This window comes from Mesorhizobium sp. LNHC209A00 (assembly GCF_000502915.1).
GTDB lineage: Bacteria > Pseudomonadota > Alphaproteobacteria > Rhizobiales > Rhizobiaceae > Mesorhizobium.
Map to the genome: position 1 here is coordinate 1 of NZ_AYWT01000030.1, position 21712 is coordinate 21712.

Sequence of the window (21712 nt, forward strand, 5' to 3'; positions counted from 1 at the left end):
GCCGACATGATGAATCAGATATTCTCCCCGATGGGAATCCCTCGCGATTCCATCAGGTCAGATTATGCTCTAGTCTAGGTCGTCGGTAGTTGCTGTGTCTGGTGAACGCCCGAGGAATGTCGCCAGCCGTCCGATATCGCGGAGATAGTTGCGCTGTGTCTCTCGTGAGAAACGCAGCATGTTCATGTCGTCGATCAGCCGCTGGCGCAACGGGCTGATCGCTGCATCGAGAATGAGATGGTGCATGGTCGCGCTCCTTGTTGAAGAAGCCCGCCATACTCTGCTCCAGCTGAACGAAGCTCAATGCGAGCCCGATGATCGGCTCTTGGTCTCTACCTCAACCCGATGCGGGCTGCGAGCAATTGATTCTGTTGGTTTATATCACTCTCCGCATCGTGTGATTTTCCAGTGCGTTGGCGGCAATCAGAGGCAAGTCCTTGGCGCTGATTCTTTCCACCATTGTGACCAAGGTCATCAGGTGATCGCTCAGGAATGAGTCGAACTTAGCCAATGCCGGTTGCGCCAATCGTGCAGCAAGTTCTTCTCCGTCTGGCGCCGGTGAACCAGCTATGTCCTGCAGCGTTTCCATGGCTTTCCCGGCCTCGCATTCTTGAAGCTCAATGGCATGACCGAAATGCGATGCTTTGAACTCCCGGGCCAGCAACGCCAGGGTTAGGGTCTGCAGCTTCCTAGTTCCGACCCAGGGGAAAATCAGGACCCCCTCCCCATGCGCTACGATTGAACGGCTATCCAACTGCAGGTCCAGGAACGAACTTCGCGCCTCATCCAGCAGCCGGTTCGCGGCAGGGTCGAGATAGGGATAGGCCCCATCGGATGCGAGAACTGTGCGCATCGTTGCCACTACGTGATCGTGGATCGCCGCCCCCTTACCATTGAAATGCGGTGGCTTTCCAGCCCGAGTCGGCTTGACCATAATGACACGGGCACGATCGTCGATTTCTATGACTTGCCAGCGCCGCCCAGCAAAAATGATCGTTTCGCCACGTGCAAGCGGAGAGCCCAGTGGATAGGTGCCGAGCGTGCGTGCATCGTGAATGATCCGATATTCTCGTTCCGTGGCGAAAACAGCATAGAATTCGTACGATTCCGTGATCTTTTCCCCGGTCTCTCCGATCATGAGCAAGCCTTCAGGAGACTGCTCGAGCAACTGGTTTTCAGGCGTGGCCATGCACCGAAGCAATTCGGCAAACAGCGTCCTGTCCACGGCTCGGAAGGGGCCGCGCTCGCACAACAGTTTCCAGGCGACCGTCGGGCTTACGCCCCCGGTCTGCACTATCAGCGCCATCACTTGATGGAGGAGCGTTGAAAGATGCAGCCCAGCTTGCAATGGCGGCTCACACCATCCCGCCCGCAGGCACTCGACCATCGCAATCGACTGAACCAGATCCAGGCGGAGCCGGTCGATTGGGTGTCTTCCCTTGCCTATGGGAGGCTCGATGACGAACATACGCAGCGTTGCGGGCTTTCCGGCCCTGCGGCCGGATCGGCCGAGGCGCTGGCGAAGTGACGCAACCGAGGAACCCGGCCCGATCTGCGCGATTGTCTCCACCTCGCCAATGTCGATTCCGAGTTCCAAGGTAGTGGTCGCGACCGCCGTGGTCGGGCGCGGATCGTCTCGAAGCCGCGCTTCGACCCCCTCGCGCATGGCCCTTGCGAGATTGCCATGATGCGGGAAGAACTCATTTGGAAAGCTCGCTTCGTCGCACATCGAACGCAGCATGTCGGCATAAACCTCGACATTGGCGCGAGATCCGGCAAACAGCAGATTGCTCTGGCCGCGCAGCAGACGAAACAAGTCGGCCGCAAGCGCCGCTGGGACCGTCGGTTGTTCGAAAGGTTCGGCCGACTTTCTGGGCGGATGGCCATCGTCTGTAGTGGCCGTGAGATCGCCCAGGGCGATGCCATCCAGCAGATAACCCCGGATCTGCAAACGGACCCCGTTTCCCTCGTCCTCGCCTTCCACGATCGTGACGCTGGCCCCTTTGCCGGGCCGCAGCGCCTCGGCAGCCAGAGTCATGTCGCCAAGTGTTGCCGACAGCCCGATTCGATCGATGCGGTCTCGCGCGGTCGCCACTTCGATCCTGTTCAGGATCGACTGCAGCTGCATGCCACGTTCGGTGCCGATGAAGGCATGCAACTCATCGATGACCACCGCATCCAAACGCGAAAATATCTGCGCTACCTCACCGCCTCTGCGGACGAGCAACGCCTCCAGCGATTCCGGAGTGATCAGCACGATACCCGACGGTCGCTTTCGTGCACGGGTTTTGGCGTCCGCCGACACGTCGCCATGCCATTTGTGCAGGAGGACGCCGCTGCCTTCACACAGGCTTTCCAGCCGCCGGTGCTGATCGTTGATCAGCGCCTTCAGCGGGCTGACGTAGAGGATGGCGAACCCATCGGCGCTGCCTGCGTGCTCGGCATGCCGGGTCAACAAGGGCAGGAAGGCGGCTTCGGTCTTGCCGGCGGCAGTGCGTGCCGAGATCACGACATCGCCGCCCGCGAGTATGGCCGGAATAGCTTTTTCCTGGACATCCCGTAGCGACGGCCATTTCCGCTGCCAGATCCAGCGTCTGACGGGCTCGGAAAGCGTGTCAAATGCGGAGGGTTGCAAGCTCGTCGTCCGCTCCGCCTTCGGCGTCATCGATGGGCTGGTCGCCTGCACTGCCTCGATCTTCCGCTACGTCCACTGCGCCGAGCATGTCTTTCCAATCTGTGCCGGGGTTTTGCTGGAGAATCGCGAGCAGATCGACGAAGGCTTTCACCGTGTTGCGCGGAGTTCGAAAATAGGCCTCGCCGATCCGATTGGCGCAATGGTCCATGAAAGCATGGAGTGCCTCGTCCGGCACCAACCATTTTTCCTGATCGCCGGCCGCGAAGACGTCGCGCAGCCGCTCCAGGAGATGGTAGAGTTCCTCGGGCGTCAGGTTCGGCAGATTGACCACCGGACCGGAATAGTCGGCCAGGCCATTGCCGGCAAAACTGTTTCCGGCGAGGCGGGACTGCAAGGCCTCGTAGGAGTAAAGGCCGCGCCGCGTGTCGAGCAGAAATTCCGGCGTTCCGCCCAGAATGAAGCCGATACCCTGCGTCGTGCCCTGCAGGACATCGTTGAAGATGCGCAGGATCTGCTCGTAATTCTGTTTGCGGGCCTGGGCGCTCTGCAGCTTGTAGAGGTTGACGAGTTCGTCGAGGCAGACCAACAGGCCGCCAAAACCAGCGAGCCTTGTGAAACGGGCGAGCAGTCTCAGGCCATCGTAGAAGGACGCGTCATCGATGATGGTGCGTACGCCCAGATCGCCTCGCGCCTCGGTCTTGGTCGTGTATTCGCCGCGCAACCAACGCAGCGCGTCGTCCTGCAAATTGCTATTTCCTTCCTCGTAGCCCCGCGCATAGGCAACGATGACGGTTGCGAAATCATAGCCACCGACCATCTCGCGAAGATCGCCAAGGCCTTCCTTGATGGCGATTTCAATAGTCGTCCCGCTTGAGGAAGCGCGTTCGGATGCTTTTTGTATGTAGCTTTCCAGAATGTTTCTGAGCGCGCCTCCGTCCGGAGCGGTACGGGTCGCAAGACTGGTGGCGAGCTCGGCATAGAGCGTACGCGCCTGCCCGCCGGTGGCGTGGATTCGGCGATCCGGAGAAAGGTCGGCCTGGCAGACGGCAAGCTTGCGCTGAAGTGCGATTTGCCTGATGAGAAACAGGAAGAAGGTCTTGCCGGCACCATAGGCGCCGATGACGAGACGAATACTCGACCCGCCGTTGCCGATCCGCTCGATGTCCTGGATCAGCGCTTCGATCTCGCGCTGGCGACCCACCTGAATATGCTGGAGACCGATGCGCGGCACGACACCGGCACGCAAGGCGCTGATAATGGTGTCTCGATCTCTCGGTTTGATAGGTGGGGTTTGTGTCGTCATGCTGACATTCCTTCGAGAGAGACGGTGAGCGACGGAGACTGGGCAGTAGCCTCGGAAAACAGGATGGCGTTGACGATGACAGGGTCCTCGCCGTCCAGGATTAGTTCGTCGAAGCGGTCGAGCGACCAATCGTTTACTGCTTGCTTCGCCGCGCCAGGCATCAGATCGGCACCGCGCACCAAACGCTCAAAATCCGAAGCCGTCCAAGTTTCCTGTTCGATCAGTTGCGACAGGAGCCAAACATAGCGTCGCTCCAGCCCGTCGAAGCGCGCATCCCCATTGGACGTCTCGATTTCCTCGGTCGCGGGCTGAAGCTCGATCGGCGGCTCTGCTTCGTCCTGGAAGATATCGGCAAGGACGCTGGACGTGCTCCGGGTTTCACGTCGAATCGCATCGAGACGCGAGATGTCGACGCGCGTCGCAGGTGCTTTAGGAGGCGCCGGCGGCACCGGAATGCCAGGCGGCTGGATCCCGGCAGGGATAACCAGGGGAAGATCGTCAATGCCGTCGCGCGGCCTGTTCTGCGGCGCAACACCCCCCTGCAGTCGCAAATACAGTGAGTTTTGGTCAAGACCCATCAGCCTGAACAGTTTCTCGAGCTGCGACACTTCTCGTGCGTGGAGGGTTCCATCTGCAGCAGCGATTGCCACCAATTCATCGGCAAGGTCTTCGTGGCGGTCCCCTGGCACGTCTCCTATGCGTTTGGTCCAATCCACCACGCGGCTGGCATCGGCTGCGCAGACCCTGAGTTCGGCTTTGAGGCGTACACGTTCGTCCCTCGACAGACCGGGCGCCTCGTCAATCTTGCCGGAGAGCCTGCGTTCCTCCAAAGGATGGAGGAGGCCGTCGGCGAAGGCGATTACCATGCCGAGCATGATTGACAGTTGCATGGGGCGGTAGTGGTCGCCGGGCTCGAGATCAGCTTCGGCTTCGCGTTCCAGAGCAAAGACCATCGCCGGCTCGTCTGGTTTTGCCGACTTCAGGGAGAAGGAAGGATCGGCGGTGTGGCCATAGCCAAGGGCGGCCAGAATTCCTGAAAGTTCCTTCTGCTTCGCTCGCGCGGCAATTTTGTCGGGATCCATCCCAGCCAATTCAGCCAGTTTCTGAATGGATACTAGGACGTCATTACTCGCCAGTTCCTGGAGCCGCCTCAATGGGTTGCCAGCGAGCGTTTGACAATTCTTCACGCGCAAACCCAAGGGCAACTGAGCCACAGCCGCAAGGCTAGGCCTCAGTCCCTCCGAACGGCCGAGCATGCGGCTGTAGTTGTCGAGCCGATCCGTGCAGTCGTCGAAGATGCGGCGCGCACCGCCTATCGGTTCGCTGCGGTTTGTGATGTCCGGCAGGTCACCGCCAAAGGGGCGGATTGCAAGATCGAACGTCCCGCTGCAGGCACGGTAGTTGACCTTCAGTTTTCGTACTCCGGCGGCCGGAACGCGCACACCATTTGGATATTGCTTCTCCACCGCTTCCGCGAACAGCTCTCGCAACAGAGTCTGTGCCCGTCGCGCCGGCGTTCGCACCCTCGTTTCGGGGTCGGCAAGGACGTAAGCCAACAAAAGGTCCGGCTCGATCGCCTCTCCGCTGCGCATCCGCATCCCGAGGGCGACCTTCAGCATAATCGGGATCTCGTAGCTATTTTCCTCGACCTCCAGATCAAACTTTTCTGGCAATCGAGCCGATTTCAGCTGGTAGGCCGAAAGCAACTCACCAGCATAACGCTTGAACGAACCATTCCCTCCATACACCTGCAATAGCCGGCAAACCTCGGCAACGACACCATCGGCGTCGGGTGGGCTTTCCTCCAACATGAGGCGACGTTCGATACCGTAGAAGTAGAGGAACACGTATCCGATATAGGCGTCGGGATCGGATCGCGATCCGGCAAGCCAGTCCAGAAAGGATTTTCGCGCTGCGGGCGAAATGCTCGAGTAGGACGGCCAATAGCCCATCGTCTGACCCAGCGGATCGCCGTGAGCGCCTACGGTCAATCTCGGGTCGATCAGGCAGTTCTCCGGGTCGGTTGAACTGCCCTGCCTCGGCAGGTGCTCGCCTACATAGATCATGCCGCCGGGAATGTCATGGCTTCCCACCATTGCTGCTGTATTCGCAGGAATCCAATGTGCCGACTGGCGGGCGGTGGGGCTCGCTCGCACTGCGGGTAGCCCGTCGAACCACCGCGGCTGGTCCGTTCGGGCCGTGTTGGGAACAAGCATAGGGCCGCGTTGCCGAATGAAATCCGAAACCTGAGCATTGTCCGATGCGAGCGATCCATCGGTTGTGGTCGTTGCCGGGATGACCTTGGTGGGTTCAATGCTTTGCCAACCCGTTTTCGCGGGAGCGGTTGAAGGATTGGGCAGTGGTTTGGGCGGTCTAATGGCTCCGCGTTGTCTGATGAAGTCGTGGACAGCTCTATTATGTGCCGCGACAGAAGTCGCAATATCTGATGGTAAGGCTTGTTTCTGTTCGACCGGTTGTCTTCCAACTGCAATATTGGCTGGAACGATCAGATCGTTCCGAACCAGGAGGTGCCTGTTGCTTCTGGCCGATTGGTCGAGACCGCTATCGAATTGGCTGACCTTGCTTTCGGAATCCGACGGCTGCGTCTGATCCGTTGCGGCCGTAGGGGGAATGAGAACAGGACCGCGTTGTCGAATGGATTCCGCTATCTGAGCACCATGCGATGCGAGCGATCCCGTTGTCGTTACCGGGGTGACCTTGGTGGCCTCTATGCTTTGCCGACTCGTTTTTGCGGGAGCGCCCGGCTGCTTGGCTGAAGGATTGGCCCCTGCTTTAGGCCGTCGGATTGCTCCTCTCTGTCGGATGAAATCGTGGACGGCGGCGTTGTGTACCGCAAGAGAAGCCGCAATATCCGCCGGCAGGACCAGCTTTTGGTCGACTGGCTGCCATCCAGCAGCATTGTTGGCTGGAATCATGCGATCGGTCGGGACATGGAGGCGATGCCTATCGGTTCTGGCCGACCGGTTGGGAGTGCGCTCAGGTTCGCTGCGCTTGCTTTCGGATGCCGTTGGAACCGACTCCGCTGCTGAATTTCTTCGGCGTCTCCGCAGGAAGAAGAACGCAGCTGCGACCCCTAGCAGGCTTAAATAGATCAAACGCGGCGTTGAGGTCGTTGGCCCCTCTCTGACCTTGTTGGGCTCCGGTGCCAAACGATCGGATTTGGCTGACGCCCCCTCGGTGTGCGCCGGCAAAGGCGGCGCATCGTGAACATCGCCATCAGCTTGCCCGGCTTCCGCGTTACTTGTCTGTGGAGTTGTCTTTGTGGGAACACCAAGTTGCTCCAAAGGCGACGGGTCTATGGGCGTCAACAGGCCACGCGTCACTTGGGGTTGCGGAAAAAGCGCCGCTGACGTCGCTTCGTCCAAAGTACCAGTCTGAGGAAGATTGCTCGCTTTCTGGAAAGCCTTGAGCGCACTGATGGACCGACGTCCCCAAATTCCGTCAGCGGTCCCGAGATCGTACCCATGTTCAACAAGCGCCTGTTGAACCTGCCGCGCAGAATAGCGGGCTACCTGGGCAGTTGCGGTGCCTGCAACACTTAGCACTGTCGCCAAGGCGACAGCCACCGTCCAATGAAATGGCAACCTCATCCCGTTTACCCCGCCCTCCGGTTCTGAGCATAGCTGGGATGAGTTCTTTTGAGAACTCGTGCAGAAGTATTTCCGGTTCGAGCGGGAGCGGACGTTTGTGGGCGAACCCTGCCCAAGCAATCACTTGCGATGACGGGTGCCTTTGAGGTCGAAGCCGTCTGCGCTACCGGGGGAGAAGCCAGGAACCTGCCAATCAGATGACGAGCTTCATGGCTACGTTCTTCCTCAAGACCCACGGCATGGCTTGCTCCATGGTGACAGCGGATTCGGAATATCCATACTCTTTGTGGGTTTCATCCAATTGGATGCCCCTTGCGACGGCCCAATTTTTGAACTCGGCAGCGAAACCGCGTATGAGCGCACGGACCATCCCTGCATAGGGCTGATTCGACTAACCGGATAGCTTCATGTCACCGATGCGCAGCAATGCAGTGCAGTCCGCAGGAAAGCCCCTCTGCCAGAGCGTCGTGCCAGACGCGACGCGCGCCGTAGGTGGGATCGCTGCTCTTGAAGCTTCGGTCGATCCTGGAAACGAGGATCTCGTCATGCCGCGAGCGAACGCTGGGGCTGCGGTTGAGCCAGGCATGGAAGCCCGAGCGGGATACATCCAGCGCACTGCACAGCCATGCCACCGGCCAGATGCCCCGGTGCCTCGCGATGAAAGCAAATCTCACGTCACTTCCCCTCGCGAAGTAGGCTGCGGCCTTCCTAAGAAACAGCCACCTCAATCTCGCATGGAACAGCTTGCAAAACGAGGCCCAGCGATTTGGCGCGCCGCTTCAGATTGGCGGCCACGCGGCATCGCTGACATCTGTTTTGCGCCCAGGGCACGTTCTTTGCGTAACGCGCATTGACCAGAATGACCTCGAACCCGTGCTGCTCGAGAATCTCGTAGGCCGGGATCCAATAGACCCCCGGTGGATTCCATCGCGCACTGGTCACGCCGCACGCTTTGAACCAGTCCGCCAGATCATGCAGGTCTTGCGTGAATGTGCCAAACGCTCGCACTGGTGTGTCTGTGCAGGCCGGGTCGACCGCTGCCATGTGCATTCTTGATCCGATGTCGATGCCAGCGGCACCAACATTGACCGGCTTCAACTCCGGGCGGTCGCCGGTCGTCATCTTGGCATCGCATCGAACGGCTGATGCGGGAGAACGGCCTCCCGGCACGTCCACGCCGGCGCGGACTGCCGAAGGACACCGGCGCGGCGGTGTTGGACAATCTAAATGCGACCGCGCGAACTCCACGGGGAAGCGACGGATCGCAAATCCTCCATCAAAATTGTGGGCGGGAGGGTCTGGGCTATGCCTATCTTCATCTTCCTAATGGGGATCGCCGTTGGAGCGGCGTCATCACTCTCAAGTTCGCATGCACCCATGGACCACGTTTTTTTACGGAGACTGCGCCTCCAATAAGCTGACGGTCGCTACCTCCGAGGTGCGAGGGTAGCATAGGCTGTTTCTACCGCGCGCAGGCGGGCAACGGCCCGTGACAGTTTTTTAGGATGTCGCGCTCCGCCTATTATGCGAAACGCTCGCTGGGACCGGCGGCAACGCGGTCAGGATCAAGAACCTAGCTGCTCCAAAACGACACTAAGCGCTAACCTTTGTCCAGTGTGGAAGATGATTGCCTTCTTGGTTTCTCAGACGCGCCGGCGCCCGGCAGACCTTCCTTTCTGGCCTTGGCAAACGCCCGGTCGCCTTCCAGGAACCCGACCAGCATAAAGGGGATCAGTTCCGCCACCGTTTCGGACTCGCCATAGGTCTCACGGTAAAGTGCGGCATAGTCGTTGAGTGCTTGGCTCAAGTCGGCGGCAACGGTGATGGTGATCTTCGAAGGTGTCCGGTCCGGAAGTTTTCCGAGTTTTAGGTTAGCCATGAAGTCCTCCTGTTCACCCCGTGTATGGCCGCAACACGAGGTCCTTGTGGACGATGACGCGCAACGGCCAACCAGGGCGGACGGTGATCGTGGGTTGGACGTTCAGGTTCTTTTCAGTGATCCGTTGGCCGGCTTGGCTGACGTTCTGCTGGGTGGATTCACGAATCGCCTTGACAAAGTCGCTTTCGTTTTCCCCAAAGGTCAACTCGGTACCAACCCCCAGCAATGTGGCCACGGCGATGCCCTTGATCAGCTGCCAAGTATGGAAATCCACCTTGTCCTCGAGCCCGGCATAGCCGGCCGCGTCGGTCACGGGCAGATTGTCGATTTCGATCGATGAGCCGTCCGGCATCACAATGCGTTGCCACACCAACAGAGCGCGCCTTTGGCCAAAGGCTACAACGCTATCGTAGGTGCCGATCAGCCGTGAGCCCTGCGGGATGAGCAGGATGCTGCCGGTGACGCTGTCGCGCACATTCTCGGTAACCTGCGCGACGACGAGGCCGGGCAAGTCGGAATTGATGCCGGTGATCAGGCTTGCCGCAATCACGCTGCCGGCCATGATCTGATAGGGCGAAGCCGGCGTCTGCAGCGCATGCGGATTGTAGATCCCGCTGGTGTTCCGTTGATCGATAAAATCGAGCTTGCGCTGTTGGTTGTTCTGGTCGCCCTCGGCCGGGGCGACGGAAGCTCGCGTGCCTTCGGTATCTGGCTGCTGAGGCGCCGTCTCGAAAGGTGAACGTCCGCCCTGCCCATTGCTAAGAGCTTCCGTTTGCTGGAGTCGGTTTTCGATGCGGAACAGGACTTGCGACTCGCGCGCTTCAATGGCTTGTTGTGCAAGCCGCTGCGCCTCGGCGGAAACGTCTTGCCCGGGCGCGATGCCAAGCTGGCGCTGGTGCTCGAGAATAGGACGGCCGAGATCCCCGGGCAGCGGCGGTCCAAGCACCGGAGCCTTTGGCTTAATCCCGGAATAGTCTTTAGGCAGCGCTTCGAGTCCCTCGGCGGTCGGCTTGCGGTCGGTGCTGTAAAGCTCTTCGGCCTGCTGCTTCAGGCGCAACGCAGGCCCCTGCAGCGCCATCATCGTGACGCCAAAAACGGCGCCGGAACCAACAGCAGCGATCGCGACGATTATGCCGCGCCTGAACCGCACCGCTCGGCGGGGCGAGGCTCGCAGCTGCAGCTGTTCGGGATTGAGCTTCGGCGGAGCATTCGGATGGGAAGTATCGGTCATGAGCCTCCCCTCACCTGCCAAAACGCGAAAACAGCGAAACCCGCCGCGGCGGTTGCCGACCGTCGGTTCTCGTAATGCGCACCACCTGCTGCTGTTTGGTGCCCAGCCTTAGCTCGGCCGCAGCAAAGAGGCGATCGACGATGTAGTAGTTGCCGTGCATCCGATAGTTGACGAGCTGGTTGTCCCCGTCAGCACCGACGATGAAGAGCGGTGGCGCCTCGCCCTGATCGATGCGCTTCGGGAACTCTATGTAGACCTTGCTGCCATCATCGAAGGCGCGCGTCGGTCTCCACGGCGGCGTGTCGCCGGTGATCGAATAGCGGAAGCGGATGTTTTCGAGTGCTACGTTCGAGGCTGCGGGCATTTCAGCCTCTGCCTGAGCGTTGCGCCGCCGAAGCGCCACGAGTTGGTCTTCGCTGTAAGTCCAGGAGAGCGCCGCCATGGCAGTTTTCTCAGTGCTTTGAAGCTGCAGGTGATAGGATCGCCTGTCCGTCGTGATGACCAGATTGGTGGCAAGCCCCGGCGCGAATGGCTTCACCAACACATGAGTGCGCTGGTCATCGCCTGAGCCACTAACGGTGTCACCGATCACCCAACGGACCGTATCGCCGGCTGAGACCGAGGTCAGCTTCTCGCCCCACTGCAATGAGATATCGGTGACGCGCTCCGGCGCGGCGTAGAGCTGGTAGAGCGCGCCGTCGGCAAAGGGGTAAACCTGCACCGCATTGACATAGCCAAACTTGGTGGGTTGTTGCGTCGCCGCCTTGTTGGCATCGGCGACCTGTTCTTCCGGCGAGCGCTTATCTGGGGCGGGCTTGCCGGGTGCGGGCATCAACTGACCAGGCAACGGTAACGGTTTCGGCACTTCCACGACCTTGACCGGCTTCTCCGGCGCCTTCTCGATCGCGGCTGGTTTGAAGTCCTCGTGGTCATAGGAAATCTGAGGCGGCGGCACTGGCTTCGAGGCACAGGCCGAAAGAACCGCAGCAGACGCCGACAGGATCAAGGCAGCACGAAGCAATGGGGCTCTATTTGTCATTGGCGGGCTCCTTAGGGGAAACGGGGGTTGGCGCGGCGCTGTCGAGCTCGCGCGACCAGTCGATGGCGTTGATGAAGACGCCGAGCGGGTTCTTGCGCAGCTGCTCGGTTGTCCTAGGCGGGCGGATGAGGATCGTGAGGATCCCGATCCAGCGCGTCGTGCTGGCGAGGCTGCCGCGCTCGAACACCTGCTCGGTCCATTTGACCTGGAACGAGCTGTCGGAAGCCCTGACCACGCTGGTCACCTGCACTGACACGCTGCGCGTGCCGATTTGGCCGAAAGGGTCGTTCGCCTTGGCATATTCGTTGAGGAAGAGCGCCGCTCGGTCGGTGGCAAAGTCGTAGGCCGACAGCCAATTCTGCCGCACCAGAACCGCATCGGTGGAAACCGAACGGACATTCTGGATGAAGCGGCTGAGATGCCAGGCGATCTGGGCATCGTCGGGCTGGTAGTTTTGGACTGCCGGCGCGACCGCGTGCGCCTCGCCAAAGCGGTCGACCTCGACGACATAAGGCACGACGCGGCCCTGCATCGACTGCCACAGAAGCCCACCGGAAAGCCCCGTCGTCAGAGCCAGGCAGCCAAAGGCCATGAAGCGCCAGTTCTTGGCCTGGACGCGCGCCGTGCCGATGCGCTCATCCCAGAGTTGGCTGGCCTTCTGGTAGGGTGTTACGGGTTCGGGCGTCTTTCCATAACGCTGAACGGGTCGCTTGAAGAGCATCTAGTCTTCCTTGTCATTGAGGGAGGGATTGGCGCCGCTTCCGCCCCGATCTCCATCGCGCACCGCCTGCGTGGCAGCATTGCGATGGGCGCGTGCGGTCTGTTCGGAACGCAGACGCCTTGCCCAGACCGGCGCGGGGTCAGAGGCTGCAGCGGGCGAGGTTCCTGTCTTTGACGCGGTCGGCATGCCGCCGGTCGCGGTCCAGCCGGCATCGCGACCGGCGTCGGCACTACGGCGGAATGGTTCTGCTGCGGATCGCATTCCCCGCATCGCGGCGCCGCTAGCGGCACTCGCAACCCCATGCAGCCCAGCAGCTACCCCGGACAGCCCGGACTCGGGCGATGTCGCGCGCCCCGTCTGCCAAGCGACGGTGGCAGCGGACCCCATGGCGGCGCCGGCACGGACTGCGGCGAGGCCGCCGCCTGTTGCCATGCGCGCGCCGGCAAACGCAGCGCCTCCGGCAACGAGCGTTGATCCAGCTGCGGCCGCCGTTGTTCCAAGTGCCGCGCCGGCGCCAAGCTGCGGCGCGCCGGAAACAAGACCCGAGGCAATCCCGGGGCCGAAAATGCCGAGCCCAAGCAGCGCCAGCGCACCCAGTACCTGAGACATGGCCGCCGCCAGGTCCGGCTCCTGGCCCTGCAGGGCGGAAGCGAACTCGCCAAAGAGCGTGGAGCCGATGCCGACGATGACGGCAAGCACCATCACCTTGATGCCCGACGAAATCACATTGCCGAGCACGCGCTCGGCCAGAAACGCCGAGCGGTTCCAGAGCGCGAAGGGCACCAGGACGAAGCCGGCCAGCGTGGTGAGCTTGAACTCGAGGATGGTGATGAAGAGCTGGATGGAAAGAATGAAGAAGGCGATGAGGACCAGGAACCAGGCCAGAAGCAGCACGAAGATGGTGAGCGCGTTACCGAAGATCTCGGGGAAGCCTACTAGCTGGCTCGCTTGATTGAGGAGCGGCCAGGCGCCCTCGAAGCCGGCCGCGGCAATGCGGCCTGGCCGCAGGAGACTGTCGGCGGACAGGTTGCCGGCCGATGCGTTGATGCCGAGACCGGCAAAGGAGCGGTAAATTATGTCGGCGAGGTTCTTGAAATTGTTCAGGACGAAGGCGAAGGCGCCGACATAGAGCACTTTGCGGACAAGCCGGCCAAAAACGTTGGGTTCGCCGCCGAACGCCCAGACCAGGCCCGCGAGCGTGATGTCAATGCCGATCAGAATGGTGGTGAGAAAGGCAACGTCGCCCGAAAGCAGACCGAACCCACTGTCAATGTAGCGGGTAAAGGTCTCCATGAAGCGATCGATGACTCCGAGGTCGTTCATGTCGCCGCCTTCCTCGTTGTCTTGAAGAACTGCCGATCAGTTGCCGGGATAAGCCGTGCCGGTGCCCAGGAAACGCTTCGTCGTCTCGCGAGCGGCTTCCTCGGACTGCGCCTTGCGCGCCGCATCCTCGGCCTCGGCCCGGAACTGGGTCGCAAGCAGCGTCTGGATCTGCATCTGCTGCTTGGTCGAAAGCGCGATCAGCTGATTGGTGGCCTGGCTTGCCTCGAGGGCACCTGCCGCGCCCTGACTGCGATTGACGAGATCGGTAAGCAGGTCACCATCGGCCTGCACGTTCTCGACGATCTGCGACTGCGCGCTCATGGTCTGGCGGAACGCCTGCATGGCGCTCTGCCAGCGCTCGCGCGCGGCGCTCGCCACATCGCTGACCTTGATGGTGGCGTCGTAGCTTTCCGGATATTGCCGGCGCCACTGGTCCTGCAGCTTGTCGAGATCGAAGCTCAGGCCGCTCGCCTGGGTCATCAGACCGTCAATCCGTTGGAGCGAGCCGGTAAGCTGGCCCACGGAAGAGAAATCCAGGCGCTGAAGGTTGCGCGCCATGTTCTGCAGCATGGTCGCCTGGTTCTGAAGCGACTGGATTTGGTTGTTGATCTGCTCCAATGCGCGTGCTGCCGACAGCACATTCTGCGTATAGTTGGACGGGTCAAACACGATGAGCGCATAGGCCGGCTGGACGTAGTCAGCCATCGGTTTGGCGATCAGGGAAACGGTCACCAGGCTAGTAAAAAGGCGGCGTCCGATCATGACGATTGCTCCTTGTTAGGTTGAGGAAATTGCTGGAGAAGCTCGGCAGCCCAATCCAGGCCGCGCGCACTGAAGAAACGGGCGGCAAAGCTGCCCTGCCCTTCTTCGGAAAGAACATTGTCGATCAGGGTCTGCGCGGCCGGGTCGGAGGCGCCGCAAAGCGCAAGAGCGATCGGGCCTAGCCCGAGTTCGAAGAGGCGATTGCCGCGGCGCGACTGCAGATAGTAGTGGCGCTTCGGCGTGGCGCGGGCGACCAATTCGATCTGTCGCTCATTAAGACCGAAGCGCTCATAGGCTGCCCGTGCCTGCGGCTCCACCGCACGATCATTGGGGAGAAAAATGCGCTGCGGGCAGCTCTCGATGATTGCGGGTGCGATAGAAGAGCCGGCGATGTCGGCAAGCGACTGCGTCGCGAAGATGACGGAGACGTTTTTCTTACGCAGCACCTTCAGCCATTCGCGGATGCGGGCGGTAAAGAGCGGGTTGTCGAGATAGACCCAGGCCTCGTCGAGCATGAGCAGCGTCGGCCGCCCGTCAAACCGGTCCTCAAGACGATGGAACAGATAGGTGAGCACAGGCAGCACAGCCCCTTGGCTGTCCATCAGCTCCTGGGTCTCGAAACACTGCACACCCGAGATGGCCAGCCGGTCGTCATCGGCATCGAGCAGCCGGCCGAATGGACCGTCGAGCGTGTAGGGCATCAACGCCGATTTGAGCGCATTGGACTGAAGCAAGACCGACAGGCCAGTCAGCGTGCGTTCCTGCGCCGGCGCGGTGGCGAGGCTGGTGAGCGCCGACCAGATTGCCTCCTTCACCTCCGGGGTGACGGTGACATTCTCGTGGGCAATGAGGCCGGCGATCCATTCGGCTGCCCAGCCACGGGTTGCCTGGTCGTCGATGTTGCGTAGCGGCTGAAAGGCAAGCGCACCATCCGCACCCAGCGGATGGTGGTCGCCGCCCATGGCAAGCGTGGCGACGCGGGCCGAATTGCCTTTGTCGAAGACATAGATTTGCGCGCCAGCGTAGCGTCGGAACTGCAAGGCGATCAGGGCAAGCAGCACCGACTTGCCGGCACCGGTCGGCCCGACAATCAGCATGTGGCCGACATCGCCGATATGGGTCGAAAGCCGAAACGGCGTCGACCCGCTGGTTTCGGCGAAAAGAAGCGGCGGAGCGTGATCGCCGGTGACCTCAGCAAGATGCTCGTTCTCCGCTGGACCTGCCCACACGGATGACAGCGGCATGAGATGGGCAAGGTTAAGCGTGTGAACGAGCGGCTGGCGAACGTTGGCGTAGACATGACCCGGCAATGAACCAAGCCACGCTTCGACGGCATTGATGCTTTCGCGAATGGTGGTGAAGCCGAGCCCGTTGACGATCCGCTCGACGGCGCGAAGCTTTTCCGCGGCGGCTTCACGGTTGTGATCCCACACCGTCACCGTTGTGGTGAGATAGCCGAAGCCGACATGATCGCCGCCCAATGCCTGCAGTGCTGCATCGGCATCGAGCGCCTTGTTGTCGGCGTCGCTGTCGACGAGAGGCACCGGTTCGTTGGTCACCACCTCGCGCAGGATAGCCGCGATCGATTTGCGCTTGGCAAACCACTGCCGGCGGAGCCGAGTCAGCGTCTTCGTGGCTTCCGGCTTGTCGAGAGGAATGAAGCGCGTCATCCACCGATAGGCGAAATCTTGGTGATTGAGCGCATCGAGAATCCCTGGCCGGGTGAGGTTGGGAAAGCCGAGAACGGTGAGCGTGCGCAGATGCTGCTCGCCTAGCATCGGCTCCAAGCCGCCTGTGAGCGGCTCATCGACAAGGACAGCGTCAAGATACATTGGGGTTTCCGGCACGGCGACCGGATGACGGCGGGTCGAGATCGTGCCGTGCAGGTACGTCAGGGTCTCGGCATCGTCGAGCGCGCGCACCTCGGGCACGAATGCCGAAAGAAGATCGAGAACGCGGTCAGTCTCGTCTCGGAACCGGGCAAGCTCCTGGCGCCAGTCTCTTTCCCCTCCCAAGTCATGCGAGTCGACGAGAGCACTTTCCGCGCGCGCCTGGCCATCCGGTGGCGGCATGAAGACCAAGGTCAGATGATAGACGCTCTCGAAATGCGCGACCTTGCCCTCGAAGGCGCCGCGCCGTTCCTCGTCCACGAGCCAAGAGGCGGCGTCGGGAAACATCGAGCTCGGATAGCCCAGCGCTACAACGCGCTCGGCCTCGAAGAACAGCGCCCAGCCAGAGTCCAGCCTCCTCAGCGCATTGTTTGCCAGGGCGCAAACGCCGATGAGCTCAGCTTCCGTCGCGCTTTCAAGGTCGGGGCCACGAAACCGCAACGTCCGCTGAAAGCTGCCGTCCTTGTTGAGGACGATCCCAGGCGCAACCAGTGCTGCCCAGGGAAGATGGTCGGCAAGCCGGTCGGCTTTGCCGCGGTATTCAGAAATATTCAACATTCGAGCCAGCCCTTCTGGCGAAGATGGCGGACAAGCACGCTGGCAAAGTCCGGGTCGCGCCGTGCGGCAAAAACCGCGAGCGTGTGTCCGGCCACCCAAACCACCAGACCGCTAATCCACTGCTGCAGGCCAAGGCCGACTGCGGCCGCCACCGTGCCGTTGAGGATCGCCAGCGCCCGCGGCGCACCGCCGAGCAGGATCGGCTGAGTCAGAGCCCGGTAGACGGGCACCTCCAATCCTTCGATATGCTGCTCTCCGACGGCCATCAGACGAGCGCCCCGCCACCAAAGGAGAAGAAGGAGAGAAAGAAGCTCGAAGCCGCGAAGGCGATCGACAGGCCAAAGACGATCTGGATGAGCCGGCGGAAACCGCCGGCCGTGTCGCCGAAGGCAAGGGTGAGGCCAGTGGTTATGATGATGATCACGGCAACGATCTTGGCCACCGGCCCCTGCACCGATTCCAGGATCTGCTGAAGCGGCTGTTCCCAGGGCATGCCGGAGCCGGCAGCGTGAGCCTGGGCCGTGAGAAGAAGCGCGACGGCGGCGGACGAGAGAAAGCGAATTTTCCTGGGCATGAGACGACCTTTCAAAGCTGCTGGAGTTGCGGAAGGGTGAGCGGGGTGACGGCGTAATCGCCGCTGCCGTCGAGACCCGTGACCTCGGCGATCGCGTCAACGCGGCGCGCGGGCCCTCTTCCGGCAATAAAGATGACCAAGTCGACGGCATCGGCGATCAGCCGGCGGGGAACGGTGACAACGGCTTCCTGGGCGAGCTGCTCAATACGATAGAGTGCGGAGCGTGCCGAATTGGCGTGAACCGTGGCAATGCCGCCGGGATGTCCGGTGTTCCATGCCTTCAGCATGTCGAGGGCTTCCGCGCCCCGCACTTCGCCGACGATGATGCGGTCGGGTCTAAGCCGCAGTGTCGAGCGCACGAGATCACCAAGCGTGACCGACCCCCGCCTCGTCCTCAAGGCAACACAGTCCTCGGCTGCGCATTGCAGCTCGCGGGTGTCCTCAATTAGGATCACCCGCTCATCGCATTCGGCGACTTCTGCCAACAGCGCATTCGCAAGCGTGGTCTTGCCCGACGACGTGCCGCCGGCGACCAGGATGTTACGCCGCTCACGGACCGCCTTCCTCAGCGCATCGGCCTGCAGCGGGAGGATGATGCGATCGGCGACATAGTTGGCCAGCGTGTAGAGTTTTGCTGCCGGCTTGCGGATGGCAAAGCATGGCGCCAAGACGATTGGCGGTAACAGGCCCTCGAAACGCTCGCCTGAGGGTAGTTCGGCACTGACGATTGGGTTGTCCGCATGCGCCTCGGCGCGCACGTGAGAGGCAACGAGGCGGACGATGCGTTCGGCCTCGGAAGGATGCATATGCACGCCGGTATCGACCCGGCCTTCTCCCAACCGGTCGAGCCGCAGCGCGCCATCGGGGTTGACCATCACCTCGATGACGGTCGGATCGGCAAGGGCCTCGGTGATCGCGGGGCCCATGGCTGTGCGCAGCATGGCGCGGCGGCGGTGGTCGGCTGCGGGATGAGAGCTCATCCTTCGCCTCCATTGCCATTGCCGTTGCCAAGCAAGCGCTTCCCGGAGGCGATCTGGCGACCGACCTGCTCGACGAATTTGTCAAAGCGCTCTTGGGCAATCGCCTGTGTCGCCCGATCCGGGACCGGCGTGTGGGCATGAAGCGTAATCGAAAAGCGTATGAAGAGCGCCAGGCTCTCCAGGATCACCTCGACATCGGTTCGGATATGGTCGAGGTCGCGGGAATGACGGTCGAGCCGCCTGCCGTAGCGCTGGTCGAGTTCGTTCTCGCCACGCCGCTCGATGAAGGCCTCGACCGCTTTCGCGACGATCGCCGATTTTGTGGTCGACGGGTTGCGACTGAGGGTTTCCAGCTTCGCGCTTAACGCGGGTTCGAGCAGAAACTGGTGGCGAATGCGATGGGGCTTCATGGGGCTCGTTCCGACTGGCCGGCGCTGATGCGCCGGCGGCGGCAACGAACATCGTCGAGATCCGCAAAATCGCTTATGGGCGTTATCTACGCCGAGATACGCCTGAGCTGCGGAAGCGCTTAGAAGCCGGGGATGATGTCCTTGTCGTCGCCCCTTCCCTCGTTGATACCGTAGGCGCTAGACGCGGTGGAAACCCGGTCCATGACGCGCTTGTCGGCGAGTGCCTCGGCGTCATCGTCCGCCAGATTGAAGAGGTCGTCTTGATCTGGCTCCTGAGAGACGACGACGTGTTCTTCAGGCAGGCCTGGATGACGCTGCTGTTGCACGCCGCCCTCTTCTTCGATTGCCGCGCTGGCGGTTTCGGCATCGGCAGCGAGACGGCGGTCAACACTGCGGACCTGTCCGCTCCAACCGTCCGGGCGCGACGCAGGACAATCCGCGTAAAGACCGTCCCGCAGCACCGGCGCTGGCAGCACCCGTTCGGTGAAATTCGGATCCTGGTAATAGCGCAACTTCTGGGCGCGGATCGGCGGCAACCCGGAAACAAGGATTAATTCGTCAGCTTGCGGCAACTGCATCACTTCGCCAGGCGTCAGCAGCGGGCGAGCAGTCTCCTGGCGACTGACCATGACGTGCGAAAGCCAGGGAGCCAGCCGGTGGCCGGCGTAGTTGCGCATGGACCTGAGTTCCGTCGCCGTACCGAGCGCATCCGATATGCGTTTGGCCGTGCGCTCGTCGTTGGAGGAAAAGGCAATGCGCACATGGCAATTGTCGAGAATGGCGTTGTTCTCGCCATAGGCTTTGGAGATCTGGTTCAAGGATTGCGCGATCAGATAGGCGCGGATGCCGTAACCCGCCATGAAGGCGAGCGCGGTCTCGAAGAAGTCGAGGCGACCAAGAGCCGGAAATTCGTCTAGCATCATGAGCAGTTGGTACTTGCGGCTTTTCTTCGGGTCACCTTCCAGCCGCTCCGTCAGTCGCCTGCCGATCTGATTGAGCACCAGTCGCACCAGTGGCTTGGTGCGCGAAATATCCGATGGCGGCACCACTAGATAGAGCGACATCGGTCGTTCCGCATCCATGAGGTCGGCAATGCGCCAGTCGCAGGCCGATGTTGCCGAGGCAACCGTCGGATCACGATAGAGCCCGAGAAACGACATTGCGGTCGAGAGAACGCCAGAACGCTCGTTCTCTGACTTGTTCAGCACCTCGCGAGCCGCCGAGGCCACGACGGGATGGACCCGAGGTGTGTCCGCCGTGCCGAGGTGGTTGGTGGTCATCATCCGCAGCAGTGTCGCGGTAAACGAGCGTTGCGGATCCGACAGGAAAGTGGCGACGCGCGCGAGCGTCTTTTCTTCTTCCGCGTAGAGCACGTGCAAGATGGCCCCGACCAAGAGTGAATGACTAGTCTTCTCCCAATGATTCCGCCGCTCCAGCGCGCCTTCCGGATCGACGAGAATGTCCGCGATGTTCTGAACGTCGCGGACCTCATCTGAACCCCTGCGCACTTCCAGCAGCGGGTTATAGCGCGCCGTTCTCGAGTCGGTCGGATTGAACAGAAGGCAGAAAGAGAACTTCGACCGCCAGCCGGAAGTCAGCTGCCAGTTCTCGCCTTTGATGTCGTGAATGACGGCCGAGCCGGTCCAGGAAAGAAGCGTTGGAACGACCAATCCCACGCCCTTGCCCGAACGTGTCGGCGCAAAGGCCATGACATGTTCCGGCCCGTCATGTCGCAGATAGTGATCCTTCAGTTTGCCAAGGAAAACGCCGGCCGGCTCAAACAGGCCTGCCTTCTCGATTTCCCGAGCAGCGGCCCATCGTGAGGAACCGTAGGTGGTGACCAACCCCCTCTGCCGCGCGCGCCAGAGGGAGCCAGCTATTGCGGCCGCACACCCCAAGAATCCGCTGGCTCCGGCAAGCATGCCGGCCTTGTCGAAGACCTCAGGCGCATAGGCGTCGAAGTGAAACCACCATTCGAACAGTTTCCACGGCTTGTAGATCGGCCGGGCCGCCGCGGCAAACCATGGCGCGCCAAGCTGCGGCTGATAGTCCAGCATGTGGGCGCACCATTGCGTTGCCGCCCATACGCCAACGATGACGATGGCGAACACAACTACGATCTGGCCGACAAGGAGCTTCGTCGGTGTCACGGGCACAGCCTCCACTGTTTGGTAGTAGATGGAAGCAGCATGACGTGACGTTTCAGAATATCGAAGATACCCAATATACGCGCCCGTGCGATGCAGTGAACGTTGCAGGCTTGGAAGACTGGGGCGCCAAGAAGTGTCATCGCGAAGGGCGACGAGCGAATGACTTGTATGGGCCGGGAGCGGACCGACTGGTTTCGGCCAGCAAAAGCTGTAAGGAGCCTTAAAACGGCGCCTTCGATGCTAAACTGAAAGCCAAGAAATCGTACAGTATGGCCGCGATTTCATTGATCAGCAGTCTGCACGTCGATTTTGAGGAGTAGCCGCTTCTCTGGGCCTGCCCCAGGCACGATTTACCATTTCGTGAACCCGACGCCACCGTCGTAGGTAGCTGGCAGGTACAATGTGCCTAGGCTCATTCGACCACAAGCCCACGAATGCCCAAAGCAAGCGAACACGATACGCTCCAGAGTAGCGTTGTAGTGGTCTACATCATACAAATTTGATTTGCTGTTCAATGCTATGATTGGGTTTGCCCAAGCCCCCGTCTCCTTCCGGGAATGACGCAGCTGAACTCAGCGTCCGAGATCAACTGCATTCACGGCTCCACTCTGGAAGTGGCGCCGTTTCTGATCCGATCTCAAAGCAGG

16 protein-coding genes and 2 pseudogenes are annotated in these 21712 nt (G+C 61.1%); all 18 read right to left on the bottom strand.

Annotated features, from left to right (window positions below; all coding sequences use genetic code 11):
* Positions 1-69: 69 nt before the first annotated feature.
* The 18 genes and pseudogenes from X739_RS1000000168850 to X739_RS137780 all read right to left on the bottom strand — a co-directional run bounded on the left by X739_RS1000000168850 (position 70) and on the right by X739_RS137780 (position 21065).
* Positions 70-246, bottom strand: a complete 177-nt coding sequence (locus X739_RS1000000168850) for a phage integrase N-terminal SAM-like domain-containing protein (protein ID WP_023796428.1) — start codon at positions 244-246, stop codon at positions 70-72.
* A gap of 130 nt (positions 247-376) precedes the next feature.
* Positions 377-2665 (bottom strand): DEAD/DEAH box helicase, encoded by a 2289-nt coding sequence (locus tag X739_RS137855; protein ID WP_023796429.1) that lies wholly within the window; start codon positions 2663-2665, stop codon positions 377-379.
* Positions 2616-3938 (bottom strand): ATP-binding protein, encoded by a 1323-nt coding sequence (locus X739_RS137850; protein ID WP_031252603.1) that lies wholly within the window; start codon positions 3936-3938, stop codon positions 2616-2618. Before X739_RS137850 ends, X739_RS137855 begins: the two co-directional genes overlap by 50 nt.
* Positions 3935-7504, bottom strand: a complete 3570-nt coding sequence (locus X739_RS1000000168855) for a TerB N-terminal domain-containing protein (RefSeq protein ID WP_245273978.1) — start codon at positions 7502-7504, stop codon at positions 3935-3937. Before X739_RS1000000168855 ends, X739_RS137850 begins: the two co-directional genes overlap by 4 nt.
* 476 nt (positions 7505-7980) lie before the next feature.
* Positions 7981-8257 (bottom strand): annotated as a pseudogene (locus X739_RS137840) (IS3 family transposase); the annotation flags it as partial.
* Positions 8258-8340: 83 nt separating this feature from the next.
* Positions 8341-8671: pseudogene (locus tag X739_RS0136090) on the bottom strand (transposase); the annotation flags it as partial.
* A 478-nt stretch (positions 8672-9149) separates the two neighbouring features.
* On the bottom strand, positions 9150-9428 hold the full coding sequence (locus X739_RS137835; protein ID WP_023708012.1) for a DUF2274 domain-containing protein: 279 nt from the start codon (positions 9426-9428) through the stop codon (positions 9150-9152).
* Positions 9429-9441: 13 nt separating this feature from the next.
* Entirely contained in the window at positions 9442-10659 is a 1218-nt protein-coding gene (locus tag X739_RS137830) for a TrbI/VirB10 family protein (protein ID WP_023796435.1), read from the bottom strand.
* 10 nt (positions 10660-10669) lie between these two features.
* Entirely contained in the window at positions 10670-11698 is a 1029-nt protein-coding gene (gene trbG, locus X739_RS137825; RefSeq protein ID WP_031252605.1) for a P-type conjugative transfer protein TrbG, read from the bottom strand.
* On the bottom strand, positions 11688-12419 hold the full coding sequence (gene trbF, locus X739_RS137820) for a conjugal transfer protein TrbF (protein WP_023724108.1): 732 nt from the start codon (positions 12417-12419) through the stop codon (positions 11688-11690). Before trbF ends, trbG begins: the two co-directional genes overlap by 11 nt.
* Positions 12420-13742 (bottom strand): P-type conjugative transfer protein TrbL, encoded by a 1323-nt coding sequence (gene trbL / locus X739_RS137815; protein ID WP_023796437.1) that lies wholly within the window; start codon positions 13740-13742, stop codon positions 12420-12422. It abuts the gene before it with no gap.
* 36 nt (positions 13743-13778) lie between these two features.
* Entirely contained in the window at positions 13779-14504 is a 726-nt protein-coding gene (trbJ, locus tag X739_RS137810; RefSeq protein ID WP_023697876.1) for a P-type conjugative transfer protein TrbJ, read from the bottom strand.
* Positions 14501-16951: a conjugal transfer protein TrbE gene (trbE, locus tag X739_RS137805; RefSeq protein ID WP_023796438.1), complete on the bottom strand. Its 2451-nt coding sequence runs from the start codon at positions 16949-16951 to the stop codon at positions 14501-14503. Before trbE ends, trbJ begins: the two co-directional genes overlap by 4 nt.
* Complete coding sequence (locus tag X739_RS137800) at positions 16945-17217, bottom strand: VirB3 family type IV secretion system protein (RefSeq protein ID WP_023796439.1); 273 nt, start codon at positions 17215-17217, stop codon at positions 16945-16947. The genes trbE and X739_RS137800 overlap by 7 nt, the downstream gene beginning before the upstream one ends.
* Positions 17217-17525, bottom strand: a complete 309-nt coding sequence (locus X739_RS137795) for a TrbC/VirB2 family protein (protein WP_023753800.1) — start codon at positions 17523-17525, stop codon at positions 17217-17219. Before X739_RS137795 ends, X739_RS137800 begins: the two co-directional genes overlap by 1 nt.
* An 11-nt stretch (positions 17526-17536) precedes the next feature.
* Entirely contained in the window at positions 17537-18505 is a 969-nt protein-coding gene (gene trbB, locus X739_RS137790; RefSeq protein ID WP_023753799.1) for a P-type conjugative transfer ATPase TrbB, read from the bottom strand.
* Positions 18502-18915, bottom strand: coding sequence for a hypothetical protein (locus X739_RS137785; RefSeq protein WP_023753798.1), 414 nt, complete (start codon positions 18913-18915; stop codon positions 18502-18504). The genes trbB and X739_RS137785 overlap by 4 nt, the downstream gene beginning before the upstream one ends.
* A 119-nt stretch (positions 18916-19034) precedes the next feature.
* Positions 19035-21065 carry a conjugal transfer protein TraG gene (locus X739_RS137780; protein WP_023753797.1) on the bottom strand — a complete coding sequence of 677 codons (2031 nt, stop codon included), beginning with the start codon at positions 21063-21065 and terminating at the stop codon, positions 19035-19037.
* Positions 21066-21712: the final 647 nt, after the last annotated feature.